The following is a 13076-nucleotide window of genomic DNA, read 5'->3' as shown; positions in this document are numbered from 1 at the left end:
ATTGAAGAAAGACAGGGCAACAGGTTCTGCCAACGCGGTCACGGCGGATCTGGTCGCCGTCCTCGTCGCCGTCACCGAGGGCGAGCCCAAGATCATGACCATCGCCAACGATGGCGCGCTGCCGAGCGGCCCGTTCGAATTCGCGCACCGTTCGCTGCAGACGGGATTGCGGGCTTGGGTCGAGGCGCAGACCGGCCATCCGCTCGGCTATGTCGAGCAGCTCTACACGTTTGCCGATCGTGGGCGCGCAGGAGATGCCAAGTCACCGCATTCGATCTCGATCAGCTATCTGGGCCTGACTCGTGAAGACAAGGTCGGCCAGGGTTTTGAGGCGCACTGGTCCGGCTGGTACGAGTATTTTCCATGGGAGGATCGCCGGGCCGGCCTTCCCGCTTCACTGGCCAAGACATTGGCGTCGCGGCTGCGGGCGTGGGCGAAATCCGCTGAGACCACCGGCCTGCAGCGCCAACGCTGGCAGCGCGCCGCCATCACGTTTGGCCTCGACGATCGCGAATGGAACGAGGAGCTGGTGCTGCAGCGCTATGAGCTGCTCTATGAAGCCGGCTTGATCCCGGAAGCGGTGCGTGACGGCGCGGCCGCCACGACCGTCATCCCGGGTAAGCCAATGACCGGAGATCATCGCCGCATTCTTGCCACCGGGATCGCGCGCCTGCGCGCCAAGATCAAATACCGCCCCGTGGTGTTCGAACTGATGCCGGCGGAATTCACCCTGCTGCAACTGCAACGCAGCGTTGAGGCGCTTGCAGGCCGGCTGGTGCACAAACAGAATTTTCGGCGCCTGATCGAGCAGCAGCAACTCGTTGAGGAAACTGGCGCAATCGCCGCCGACACCGTCGGCCGCCCCGCCAAATTGTTCAGGTTCCGCCACGGCGTGCTGGCCGAGCGGGCGATCGCCGGAACCAAACTTCCCTTATCGCGCACTTGACTTCGATTATGCTCAGGATAAGTATAAGCCAAGATATACTCACGGAGAGTATAAATGGCCAACCTCAGCTCCTCAGCGCTCGCCCGCACCGCGCCGCTTTACGATCGGGTCAAACGGGTCATCCCGCCGCCTGAATGGGCCGTCTTTGCCGACGATGTCGACGCCATTCTGGCGCTCAAGCGCGAGCGCAACGCCGTCGTCCTGGCGCATAACTATCAGACACCTGAAATCTTCCACGGTGTCGCCGACATCGTCGGCGACAGCCTGCTGCTGGCGCGCGAAGCCACCAAGGTCAATGCCGACGTTATCGTGCTGGCCGGCGTGCACTTCATGGCCGAGACGGCCAAGCTGTTGAATCCGGAAAAGACCGTGCTGATCCCCGACCTTGCGGCGGGCTGTTCGCTGGCAGATTCCATCACCGCGCAGGATGTCCGGCTGATGCGCCAGCGCTATCCCGGCGTTCCCGTCGTCACCTATGTTAACACTTCGGTCGCGGTGAAGGCGGAATCCGACATCTGCTGCACCTCCGGCAATGCGCTCAAGGTCGTGGAGTCGCTGGGCGTGGAGCGCGTGATCATGCTACCGGATGAGTACCTTGCCCAGAACATCGCCGCGCAGACGGACGTGAAGATCATCGCATGGAAAGGCCATTGCGAGGTGCACGAGCTGTTCACGGCGTCCGACGTCCGGCAACTGCGCGAAAATCATCCTGATGTGACCATCCTGGCGCATCCGGAGTGCCCGCCCGAAGTGGTGGCGGAAGCTGATTTCTCCGGCTCCACGGCCGCGATGTCGGATTACGTCGGCAAGCAGCGGCCGCCCCGCGTCGTGCTGCTGACGGAATGCTCGATGAGCGACAACGTCGCGGTGCTCCATCCCGAAGTGGAGTTCATCCGGCCCTGCAATCTCTGTCCGCACATGAAGCGGATCACACTGAAGAACATCCGCCATGCGCTGGAAACCGGCCGGCATGAGGTGACGATCGATCCCGCGATCGCTGCGCCCGCCCGTCGCGCCGTCGAAAGGATGCTGGCGCTATGAGCACGGGGATTTCGGCGCTCAACCACCGTCCCGTCATCATCGGCGGCGGCGCCGCCGGACTGATGACGGCGCTTCAATTGGCGCCCGAGCCGGTCGTATTGCTGTCGAAGGCACCGCTCGGCGCGGAAGCCTCGAGCCTGTGGGCGCAAGGCGGATTGGCCGCAGCGATGGGCGAGGATGACGACCCTGCCCTGCACCTGGCCGATACGCTGGCCGCTGGCGCGGGCCTGTGCGACGAGGCCATTGCGAGCCGGGTCGTTCGGGCCGCGCCTGCCGCAGTCGAACATCTCGCCAGCCTTGGGGTTGCCTTCGACCGGTGGCCCGACGGTGGGTGGCGGCTTGGCCTCGAAGCCGCCCACGGCCGCAACCGGATCGTGCACGCCACCGGCGACGGCACGGGTCGCGAAATCATGCGTGCGCTGATTGCAGCGGTACGCCGGTGTCCGTCGGTCACGCTGCTGGAGGGCGTCGAAGCGCGCAGCCTGATCGTCGAGGATAACGCCATCAGGGGCGTGCTCGCGGTGAACGCGCAGGGGCCGCTGGTGATCGATACCGGTCGTGTCGTGATCGCGACGGGCGGTATCGGTGGACTGTTCGTCGACAGCACTAATCCTGCCGGCTGCTACGGCCAGGGACTGGCGCTGGCGGCGCGCGCAGGCGCGCTGCTCGCCGATCTCGAGTTCATCCAGTTTCACCCAACCGCCTTCGACGGGCCGTCGCGCCCGATGCCGCTGGTGACCGAGGCCGTGCGCGGCGATGGCGCCGTCCTGATCGACGATACCGGGCAGCGCTTCATGGCGGATCAGCCAGGTGCCGAACTCGCGCCGCGTGACATCGTCGCGCGCGCGGTCTGGCGCCGTCGCGCGGAAGGGCATCGCGTTTTCCTCGACGCGCGCAAACATCCGGGAGCGGAATTTGCAAAACGCTATCCCGTGATCTCCGCCTTCTGCAAAATGGCCGGGGTCGATCCCGCGGCCGATCCGATTCCGGTGAGGCCGGCGGTGCACTACCACATGGGCGGTATCGCCGTTGATGGCGAAGGCCGCAGCAGCGTGGACGGCCTCTGGGCCTGCGGCGAGGTCAGCCGCACCGGGCTGCATGGCGCCAACCGGCTCGCCAGCAATTCGCTGATGGAAGCCATCGTCTGTGCGCAATGGGTTGCAGAGAGCGTCACCGGCGCGAGCCACGGCCCGCTGAAAGCGCGCGTGGCCAACGCACCTGCGCCCGCGTCCGATCCTTCGGCCATACGGCCGATCCTGTCGCAAGGCCTTGGCGTGCTCCGCGACCGGCACGGCATAGAGCGCGCGATCCGCAGCCTCCATCCGCTCGCCAACGGCAGAAGTGCGGCAGCCGATCCCGCGCTGGTGGGATTGATGATCGCGGTCGCCGCCTGGCGGCGCGAGGAAAGCCGCGGCGGGCATTTTCGCACCGACTTCCCCGATGTCCTGCCTTCGGCCGTATCCTCATCCATCTCGCTCGCGGACGCACTCGACGCCGCGCGCGACATCGTTGAAACCGGTTCGCTGTTTGCCGGGAGTGCCCAGCCTTGACACTAACCCCGCTTCTGCCTGTCGTGTACGAGCCGGCGGTTCGAACCGCCCTGCTGGAAGACTTGGGCCGCGCCGGCGATATCACCGCAGACGCGATCGTTCCGGCGGACAAGCGCGCCTCGCTGGTGCTGCGCGCGCGCCACCCCGGCGTCGTGGCCGGGCTCGACATCGCGTGCTGTGCATTTCAGCTCGTCAATCCTGCCATCCAACTCGAAGCGGAGCGCCCTGACGGCAGCGTGGTGGCGCCGGGAGACGTGATCGCCGCGATCGAGGGGCCGGCACGCGGACTATTGACCGGCGAACGGACAGCGCTGAATTTTCTCTGCCACCTCAGCGGCGTCGCGACCGCAGCGGCCTCGCTGGTATCGGCCGCGCAAGGCACCAAGGCGCGCATCGTCTGTACCCGCAAGACGACGCCCGGGCTGCGCGCGCTGGAAAAATATGCGGTCCGCGCCGGCGGTGGCAGCAATCACCGCTTTGGGCTCGACGACGCCATTCTGATCAAGGACAACCATATCGCACTGGCCGGCGATATCAGGATCGCGATCGAACGCGCAAAGGCGCATGCCGGCCACCTCGTCAAGATCGAGGTCGAGGTCGACACCCTGGCGCAACTCGAACAGGCCCTTGCGATCGGCGTGGATGCCGTCCTGCTCGACAACATGGCGGTCGAGGAGCTGCGGCAGGCGGTGGCGATGACCGGCGGTCGGGCGATCACCGAAGCCTCCGGCCGCATTACGGCCGAGACGGCCAAAGCGATCGCGGCAACTGGCGTCGATCTGATTTCCGCCGGCTGGCTGACCCACAGCTGCGCCGCGCTCGATATCGGCCTCGACTATCTCGGACTCAATCGGCAGGCGGCGTAGCTTTGGCGGATCACTCGGCCGCGCGCATTGCCTTGTCCTCGCGCATCAGGCGGTTGTTGCGCTGAACCACCGAATAGCTCGCCAGCGCAAACAGGATCACCAGGCCCTGGATCGACAGTGCTTCCATGGAAGGATTCAGGCCGATCGCTGTCAGAAACGTCGAGCCCTTCACCTCGGTGACCGTGATGATCGCCTGTTCCTGGAACTCCTGCACCGCTTCCCCGATGAACTTGATCGCCATCACGAACAGGAACGCCGAGGTGACGATGAACAGTGGCCGCAGCGGAAGCTTCCGCGCAATCAGGTTGATGAAATAGAACAGCACGGCGAGGCCCACCGTCGCCACCGCAAGCCCGGCGAACAGGCCCGCGCTCCAGCCGCCCTCGGTCTTCGCCAGCGCATGGATGAACAGCACGGTCTCGGCACCCTCCCGGAACACCGCGAGGAAAGCCAGTGCGCCGACCGCCCACACCGTGTCCTGCGACAGCGCGCGGTCGGCTTTATGCGCGAGGTAATCCTGCCAGCCGCGCGGGTCCTGCTTCACCATCAGCCAGCCGCTGACATAGAGCATCAGGGCGGCGGCGGCGAGAATGATGACGCCCTCGAGGATATCGCTGTGGTCGCCGGAGTTCAGCACCGCAAACAGCCAGGCGGCGATGAAGCTGGCGCCGACCGCGGCCAGCGCGCCGCCGTACAGCGCCTGAATGCGGTGGGCGGCACCGGCCTTGGTCAGGTAGCCCGCGAGTGCCGCGATCACCAGCATGGCTTCGAGCCCCTCACGAAGCAGTATGATGGCGGCCTGGATGAAAGCTGACGACATGAAACTGAACCTTTGTTTTGGCTCGTTTTATCGTCCAAACGATTCAAGTAAAGCGGTCGCACGCCACCCAAATGCGTCAAGGCCGTCGCGCAGCAAGAAACCCCTGCAAATCGGGCACTTCCCGCAATGACAGCAGATTAGAATTGCTCAATTTCAGCCGGGCTGTCCGAGCGGCATCGCCAGCTTCTGCCTATCGTGCTCGGTACGCCGCGCAACTAGGCGCTCGGTCTGCAGAACCGCCAGCGTCAGGACCACGATGGCTGTGGCCTGATGCGCCAGCGCGAGATCGATCGGCACCTGATGCAGTAGCGTCAGAATGCCGAGCCCGGCCTGCAGCGCGATCGCCGTCACCAAAGACCAGGCGCCGCCGACCACGGCAACACCGGCCCGTGACCTCACGCTATCGACCGCATGAAAGACCGCCAGCGCCAGCAGTGCGTAGGCAGTCATGCGGTGTTCGAACTGCACAGTGAGCGTGTTGTCGAACAGATTGCGCCACCACGGCTCTTCGAAGAACAGCCGCGCCGCTGATGGAATGAAGGCGCCATCGATCTCGGGCCAGGTGTTGTACACCCGGCCAGCGCGCAGGCCCGCGACCAGCGCGCCGAAATAGAGCTGTAAGAAGGTCAATCCCAGCAAGGCCACCGCGGTTATCTTCAGTCGTGGCGCCGCCGCAGGTTGCGGACGCGCACGCATCCGCCGCAGCGTCCAGATGATCGACGCAAAAATGATCAGCGCCAGCACCAGATGCGTCGCCAGCCGATATTGAGATACCTCGGTCCGTTGGGACAGGCCGGAGGCGACCATCCACCAGCCGACCGCCCCCTGCAGCGCGCCGAGGCCGAAGATCAGCCACAGCCGTTTCTTCAATTCAGCGCTGAACGCGCCACGCCACAGAAAGTACAGGAACGGCAGCAGGTAGACCGCGCCGATCACGCGTCCGAGCAGCCGATGGCTCCATTCCCACCAGAAGATGGTCTTGAACTCGGCAAGGCTCATGCCGGCGTTGAGTTCGCGGTATTGTGGAATGGCCTTGTAGCCCTCGAACGCCTGCGCCCATTGCGCCTCGTTGAGCGGCGGCAGCGTGCCGGTAACCGGCTTCCACTCCACGATCGACAATCCGGATTCCGTCAGGCGCGTAGCGCCGCCGACCAAGACCATGACCGCAATCAGCGCGGCAACCACGATCAGCCACCATCTGACGGCGCTGGCATGCGGGGCCTGCTGTGCGGAACTAGCGGTCATAAAACCCGTCTGAAAATCCATCCTGGCTCGCCCCGAAAGGCGCGCTTGATTGAATTGGCGCGCTCCTTATAGTCCGCCCCTTCCCGCGCGCAACCCGCCACGAGCCTCTGATATATCCGACATGACGATACGCACCCGCAAATTCTTTGGAACCCTCGCTTTGCTGGTGCTGGTCGTGGTGTGGTCGCTGTTGGGCATGACCATCGCCCAGACGCCGTGGTTGGCCAGCTCAGGCCTGCTGCAAGCGATCTTCTATGTCGTGGCAGGGCTTGGATGGGTGCTGCCGGCGATGCCGATCGTGAGCTGGATGTCGCGGCCCGATCGCGCCGCTTAGGCTAGACCCAATTGTCCCGGGCCGGCCTGACCGCGGGAAACATCATCCCTGACAGCAACACCCGCATCGTGCGCAGCGAACCCTGCCGGCCGTCCCAGGCGATCCGCGGCAATGCATGCAGGTTCGTATATCCTTTGGCCTCGACGACGCCAGGGATCGTCGATACCGCGCTGGCGAAACCTGCCTCCTGCGCCATGACGACGTGCTCCCGGCGCCAGGATTGCTGGTCGCCGAACGGATAGGCGAAATGCCTGACGGGCTGGCGCAAGGCGGTCTCCGCAACCGCCTTGCCCATCGTCATTTCGCGCTGCGCGTCCGCCCCTTTCAGGTTGGACAGTGCGGAATAGTTCACCGTTGCGCTGCCGATCGTCACCAGCGGATCGGCTGCGAGCTTGGCCAGATCGTCCCAATCCATCGAGGCGGCGCGCGACAGCGCCGCGAGATCGACGGAGTAGCGCGTGCAGAGGTCGTGGATCGCGAACGAAAGATCCGGCGGCGCCAGCGTCCGCATCCAGTTCGTCAGAAATTCGAACGTGTCATGCTTCTCGGGCGTGCTGCCCGTTGCGAAACGCCGTTCCTTGCGGTCGATCACCAGGCTGATGCGATCCTCGCGCGCGATCATCTCTTCCAGAGCGAGCCACCAGGCTTCGCCGAGCCCATCCGGAAACGCGGTGGGCAGGTGGACGGTGAAGGGCGCGCCCTGCTTCGACAACACCGGATAGGCCTGCGTGATGACATCCTTACAGCCGCCGTCGAACGTCAGGCAGACAAACCGGTTGGCCCTTGGCAGCGTGACCGCCCGCCGGCACACCTCGTCCATCGTGATCAGGTCGAAGTTCCAGCGCTTCAGCGCACGGATCGTCCGGTCGAGAAATTCCGGCGTGATTTCACGCCACCGGTTGGGCTGAAACGGCCGGGAATCCCGCGGACGCACGCGCTCGAACCGCAAAATGACGCCGGCGCCACCGCGCTGCCGCTGCTTCAGCCTGAAATAGCCGCTGAAATAGGCGAGCTCCATCCCGGCCCGCCGCAAAATTCCGAAATCCGACGCCAAACGTACCGCCCTCACCATGCGGTCGCGCTGCCCCCGCCGCGCCCCGCATCGTATTACCCTTTGTTGACATTTCCCTGCGAAGGTCGGCCAAAGCCGAAATCGTAAACAAATTCATATAACACGGGCTCTGCGATGACCATGGCTGCCGCGATTGAAGGCCGGACGGCGGATGCAGATGGGTGGTCGAAGGCGAGCCGTATCGCCGGCATCGACATCGTCCAGGACCTCGCCGCGGCCGAAGCCGTCTGGCGCAACCTGGAAGGTGGGCAAACCTTCTTCACGCCGTATCAGCGGTTCGACTTCCTCAGCTCCTGGCAGCGGCAGGTCGGCGCGCGCGAAGGCCTCGTTCCCTTCATCGTGATTGCCCACGACGCGGAACGCCGTCCGCTGGCGCTGCTTCCGCTCGCACTCAGGCACGCTTATGGCGCGCGCTGCGCCAGTTTCATGGGCGGCAAGCATTCCACTTTCAACATGGCGCTGTTCGATCGCGATTTCGCCGCAAGCACAACGCAAGCCGATCTCGAAGGCCTGATATCGGCGATATCGCAGCGGTCCGAAGCCGACGTCCTCGCGCTGCACCAGCAACCGGTTCGGTGGCGCGATCTGCCCAATCCACTTGCCTTGCTGCCGCATCAGCCGTCCGCCAATGATTGCCCGCTATTGGTGATGGAGCCTGGCGCCGCGCCCGCGGCGCTTGTTAGCAACTCGTTCCGGCGTCGCCTCAAGGGCAAGGAACGCAAGCTCCAGTCCTTGCCCGGCTATCGCAGTCATATTGCGTCGTCAGAGGCCGACATCACCCGGCTGCTTGACTGGTTCTTCCGCGTCAAGCCGCTGCGGATGGCCCGAGCAGAAGCTGCCGAATGTGTTCGCCGATCCCGGCATCGAGGAATTCGTCCGCAGCGCCTGCACCGCGCCGCTCGCCGACGGCAGGCACGCCATCGACATCCACGCGCTGGAATGCGACGAGGAAGTGATCGCGATCTTTGCCGGCGTCGCCGACGGGCATCGGTTCTCGATGATGTTCAACACCTACACGATGTCGGCGAATTCAAAGTACAGCCCCGGCCTGATCCTGATGCGCGACATCATCGACCACTATGCCGCACAGGGTTACCGCGCGCTCGACCTCGGAATCGGATCGGACGATTACAAGCGGCTGTTCTGCAAGAGCGACGAGCCGATCTTCGACAGCTTCATCCCGCTCAGCCAGCGCGGCAAGCTTGCCGCCAGCGTCATGTCGGGCCTCAACCGCACCAAGCGGCTGGTGAAGCACAATCCGGCGCTGCTGGAGATGGCGCAAAAGCTGCGCAGCGCGTTTGGCTAGTCTAGGCAAACGCTCTCACCCGTCATTGCGAGCGCAGCGAAGCAATCCATTTCGCCGCTTGCGGAGGCATGGATTGCTTCGTCGCTGCGCTCCTCGCAATGACGTGGCCACATCACCCCCTCACGCCGCGACCACGCGTGGACCCGGCTCGACGGCATCGGAAGGCTGACACGGTCCGCTCAGCATCGTCACCTCAAAGAAGCCGACCGCCTTGAGCTGATCGCACATCAGCGCGCGCGCGTCCTGCGCCATCGACGCTTCGGGCACCACGACCGCGCGCGCCTGCGACGTCAGGAGTTCGGCCGGCAGATCGGACGCGGTGCCGGCATCCAGCAGCACATGATCGTAGACCCGCAGCAACGCGTCGATCGCAAGCGTCAGCCGCGGTGACTGAAGCTGCGCACGGTCGAAGCTGGGGCGTCCCGCGCTCACGAGATGAACGCGCGACAGCCGGTCCTTGGTGATGATCTGCGCAAACGAGGCCTCGCCCTGCATCAGTTCGGCAAGCCCCGGCGCCACCGGATCGACCGACGCCGCCGTCATCGTCGGCGAGGACGCCACGAGATCGACGACTACGATCTTTGCCTGCTGCGCCATCAGCCGCGCCAGCGTCAGTGCGGTCTGTGTGATGCTCTCGCTCGATGCCGTGCCGAGCACGGTGACCTTGCGCGCCGCGGGGCCTGCGCCAACCAGATCATCAGCCAGTTGCTCGATCTCGCTGTCCCCTGCCGCAGCATCCATGTGAGGGGCGTCGGCATGCGGCTCATTCAACGTTGGCTCTGAAACGTGATCCGCTTCAGCGAGGTTCGCCACGGGAAGCTCGGGCGCGATCGCCGCCGCACGTACCGGTTCCGGCGCAGAAGCCAAGACGACTTCGGGCACGACTTCGGGCACGATTTCGGGTGCAATTTCCCGCACAACGTCCGGCGGAGCAGCACCGGGCGTCCGCGGCGCGGTCATGCGTAGCAATTCACCGGTCGCGATCGCGCCCGAAGTGAGCAGCAGGGTAGCCAGTGTCGCGATCAAGATGATCGGCAGCTTCTTCGGATAGGCCGGGGTGTTGGAAACGGTGGCACGGGAGATGATGCGACCGTCGGCCGGCGCCGCCTCGATATTCTCGCGGGTGTTGGCCTCGCGGTACTTGGCGAGATAGGATTCCAAGAGGTCCCGCTGGGCCTTGGCCTCGCGCTCGAGCGCGCGGAGCTGCACGTCCTGGCCGTTGGTCGAAGAAGCCTGTTTTTTCAACTGATCGAGGCTCGCCGTCAGGCCTTCAACCCGGCCGCCGGCGATGCGGGCGTCGTTCTCCAGCGAGCGAGACACCTTGCCCGCCTCCTCGCGCAACTGCCTATCGAGATCGGCAAGCTGGGCCTTCAATTCCTTGATGCGGGGATGACCGCCGAGCAGCGTCGAGGATTGCTCGGCGAGCTGCGCACGCAGCGTCACGCGCTGCTCGGACAGCCGGCGCACCAGTTCGGAATTGAGCACCTCGGAAGCCTCGATCGGCTTGCCGCTCTGAAGCATCTCCTTGATCAGCCGCGCCTTGGATTCGGCGTCCGACTTCAGCGCGCGGGCGTTGTTCAATTGCGTGTTGATCTCGCCCATCTGCTGGTTGGACAGCGTGGTGTTGTTGGTGCCCACGAACAGGCTCGACTTGGAGCGAAAATCCTCGACCCGCGATTCGGCTTCGGCCACGCGCTTGCGCAAGTGTTCTATTTCGCCCGAGAGCCACTGGCTGGCGGACTTCGCTTGCTGCTGCCGCGCGTCCTGCTGCAGCACCAGGTAACCTTCCGCGATCGAGTTGGCGACACGCGCGGCGAGTTCGGGATCGCGCGACTGGAATTCAATGACAATGACCCGCGACTTGTCGACCGCATAGGCCGTGAAGCGCTCATAATAGGCTTCCAGCACGCGCTCTTCCGGCGTCAACGAAAACGGATCGCGCCCGATGCCGACCAGCGCCAGCAGCGACTTCAGCGGCGACAACCCCTGCAGCACCGGATCGAATTCCGGACGCTCGGCAAGCTTGTTCTTTTTGATGATCTCGCGGGCCAGATCGCGCGATTGCACCAACTGCACCTGGCTGGTGACGGCCTCGGCGTCGAGCGCACTGCGCTCCTCGTTGCGCTCGCCGTTCGGCCGCAGGAAAACGTTCTCGCGCCCGTCGACCAGGATGCGTGCTTCCGACTTGTAGCGCGGCGTGATCATGTTGACCGCGGCCAGCGACAGCACCAGCGCCAGCAATGTCGGAACGATGATCCAGCTCCGCCTGCGCATCAACGCCTGACCAAGCGCATGCAGATCGAGATCGCCGGAATCAGATGCGGCGACGGGCTTCGGCGCCGAAGCCACAGGCCTTGCCATTGCCCGCTGCACCACCGGCTTGTCCTTGCCTGCGCGCCAGAACGCCAAACGCATCGCACACTCCCGTGGACGCAACTATCGGTCCACTCGACAGGGGTCGATTACACTTCATTATGGTTGCCGCTGGGTTAATTTGCCTTGTCTGCGCGCCCGAGCAGCACCTCGCGCGCGCAGTCATTTTTTGTTAACCATCAAAGCCCTTAATCGCGGCATACTTTTCCAGGATACCTGTAATGCGAGGCATGCTTGCCCCTATTCCATATCTGATTGCTGCGCTGACGCTTGCGGGCTGCCTGACCCCGACCGCGCAGGTTCCGGTCGCATCTGAAGGCGGTCTCGATGCCTGTCGTTGACGGTCAGCCGCTTCGTATCCTGCACGCGACGCGCGCGCCGGTCGGCGGCATCTTCCGCCATATCCTCGATCTCGCCAACGGCCAGGTCGACCGCGGCCATCACGTCGGCATCATCGCCGATAGCCTCACCGGCGGCGAACGCGCCGAGCAGGCGCTGGCGGAAATCGCCCCGCGCCTCAAGCTCGGCGTTCACCGCACCGCCATTCGCCGCGAGCCGCTGCCGTCCGACTTTCTGGTGTGGGCCCGGTTCCAGCGCATGATCCGCCAATTGAAGCCGGACGTGCTGCACGGTCACGGCGCCAAGGCCGGCACCTTCATGCGCCTAAAGACCGCTTCCCGCGACAGGATCAGGGTCTACACTCCGCACGGCGGCTCGCTGCACTATCCGCTGTCGACGCTGAAGGGCAACATCTATGCCCGTGTCGAACGCGCCCTGATGAACGATACCGACCTGTTCCTGTTTGAAAGCGCGTTTGCTCGCAACACCTACCAGCGCACCATCGGCACGCCGAAGGGACTGGTGCGATGCGTGTTCAATGGCGTCACCGCCAGTGAATTCGATCCCGTCGTCAAGGCGGAGGACGCCACCGACCTGATCTATGTCGGCGAGTTCCGGCACATCAAGGGCGCCGACCTTCTGATCGATGCGGTAGCGCGGCTGCGCGTCAACGGCCGTCCGGTGACGCTCACGCTCGCAGGCGACGGAGAGGAAAGCGAAGGCCTCAAAGCCCAGGTCGCGCGGCTCGGCCTCGGTGAGGCCGTGCGCTTTATCGGCCACGTCAAGGCGCGTTACGGCTTCTCCAAGGGCTCGCTGCTGGTGGTTCCCTCCCGCGGAGACTCGATGCCCTACGTCGTGATCGAGGCGGCGGCCGCCGGCATTCCGATGGTCGCCGCCAATGTCGGCGGCATCCCCGAAATTTTCGGCTCCCATGGCGATGCCTTGTTCGCGCCGAGCAACGCCACCGCCATGGCCGATGCCATCGAAGCCGCGCTGAAGGATCCGGCCGCGACGATGGAGCGGGCCAAATCGCTGCGCGAACGAATCTTCGAGCATTTTTCGCAGAAGGCGATGGTCGAGGGCGTTGTTGCCGGCTACCGCGAGGCGTTTGCCAATCGTTAACCGAAAATTACCAACGTAACTGTTTCTTCCGATTTGTCCCGTAAGTCCGTGGTGTGGGGAAT

General features: G+C 64.5%; 9 protein-coding genes and 2 pseudogenes. 7 read left to right on the top strand and 4 right to left on the bottom strand.

Going from position 1 to position 13076, the window contains the following annotated elements:
* Position 1: 1 nt before the first annotated feature.
* From V1278_RS20435 to nadC, 4 genes are read left to right on the top strand one after another with little or no spacing between them, the layout of a single operon-like run.
* Positions 2 to 946, top strand: coding sequence for an NUDIX hydrolase (locus tag V1278_RS20435; RefSeq protein ID WP_442893753.1), 945 nt, complete (start codon positions 2 to 4; stop codon positions 944 to 946).
* A gap of 54 nt (positions 947 to 1000) precedes the next feature.
* Positions 1001 to 1987 carry a quinolinate synthase NadA gene (gene nadA / locus V1278_RS20430; RefSeq protein ID WP_334382025.1) on the top strand — a complete coding sequence of 329 codons (987 nt, stop codon included), beginning with the start codon at positions 1001 to 1003 and terminating at the stop codon, positions 1985 to 1987.
* Positions 1984 to 3537 (top strand): L-aspartate oxidase, encoded by a 1554-nt coding sequence (locus V1278_RS20425; RefSeq protein WP_334382024.1) that lies wholly within the window; start codon positions 1984 to 1986, stop codon positions 3535 to 3537. Before nadA ends, V1278_RS20425 begins: the two co-directional genes overlap by 4 nt.
* Positions 3534 to 4403, top strand: coding sequence for a carboxylating nicotinate-nucleotide diphosphorylase (gene nadC / locus V1278_RS20420; RefSeq protein WP_334382023.1), 870 nt, complete (start codon positions 3534 to 3536; stop codon positions 4401 to 4403). The genes V1278_RS20425 and nadC overlap by 4 nt, the downstream gene beginning before the upstream one ends.
* 10 nt (positions 4404 to 4413) lie before the next feature.
* On the opposite strand, the pseudogene V1278_RS20415 reads toward nadC, so the two are convergent.
* Together V1278_RS20415 and V1278_RS20410 are read right to left on the bottom strand one after the other, a co-directional pair.
* Positions 4414 to 5226 (bottom strand): annotated as a pseudogene (locus V1278_RS20415) (FTR1 family iron permease); the annotation flags it as partial.
* 150 nt (positions 5227 to 5376) lie between these two features.
* On the bottom strand, positions 5377 to 6468 hold the full coding sequence (locus tag V1278_RS20410; protein ID WP_334382022.1) for a COX15/CtaA family protein: 1092 nt from the start codon (positions 6466 to 6468) through the stop codon (positions 5377 to 5379).
* Positions 6469 to 6589: 121 nt separating this feature from the next.
* Here V1278_RS20410 and V1278_RS20405 point away from each other — a divergent pair, with 121 nt between their 5' ends.
* A complete protein-coding gene (locus V1278_RS20405; RefSeq protein WP_057844248.1) occupies positions 6590 to 6802 on the top strand; it encodes a DUF2842 domain-containing protein in 213 nt (70 codons plus the stop codon).
* A 1-nt stretch (position 6803) separates the two neighbouring features.
* Here the strand turns inward: V1278_RS20405 and V1278_RS20400 are convergent, their stop codons facing one another.
* Positions 6804 to 7820 (bottom strand): polysaccharide deacetylase family protein, encoded by a 1017-nt coding sequence (locus tag V1278_RS20400; RefSeq protein WP_334382021.1) that lies wholly within the window; start codon positions 7818 to 7820, stop codon positions 6804 to 6806.
* Positions 7821 to 7988: 168 nt separating this feature from the next.
* Here V1278_RS20400 and V1278_RS20395 point away from each other — a divergent pair.
* Positions 7989 to 9180, top strand: a pseudogene (locus V1278_RS20395) (GNAT family N-acetyltransferase).
* Between the two features lie 120 nt (positions 9181 to 9300).
* Here the strand turns inward: V1278_RS20395 and V1278_RS20390 are convergent.
* Positions 9301 to 11595 (bottom strand): GumC family protein, encoded by a 2295-nt coding sequence (locus V1278_RS20390; protein ID WP_334382020.1) that lies wholly within the window; start codon positions 11593 to 11595, stop codon positions 9301 to 9303.
* Positions 11596 to 11880: 285 nt separating this feature from the next.
* On the opposite strand from V1278_RS20390, the gene V1278_RS20385 reads away from it, so the two are divergent.
* Positions 11881 to 13014, top strand: coding sequence for a glycosyltransferase family 4 protein (locus tag V1278_RS20385; protein WP_334382019.1), 1134 nt, complete (start codon positions 11881 to 11883; stop codon positions 13012 to 13014).
* The last annotated feature ends 62 nt before the right edge of the window (positions 13015 to 13076 follow it).

This window comes from Bradyrhizobium sp. AZCC 1577 (genome assembly GCF_036924575.1).
Lineage (GTDB): Bacteria > Pseudomonadota > Alphaproteobacteria > Rhizobiales > Xanthobacteraceae > Bradyrhizobium.
The sequence above is the reverse complement of the archived record's forward strand: the minus strand, read 5'-3'. Positions and strand labels throughout refer to the sequence as shown.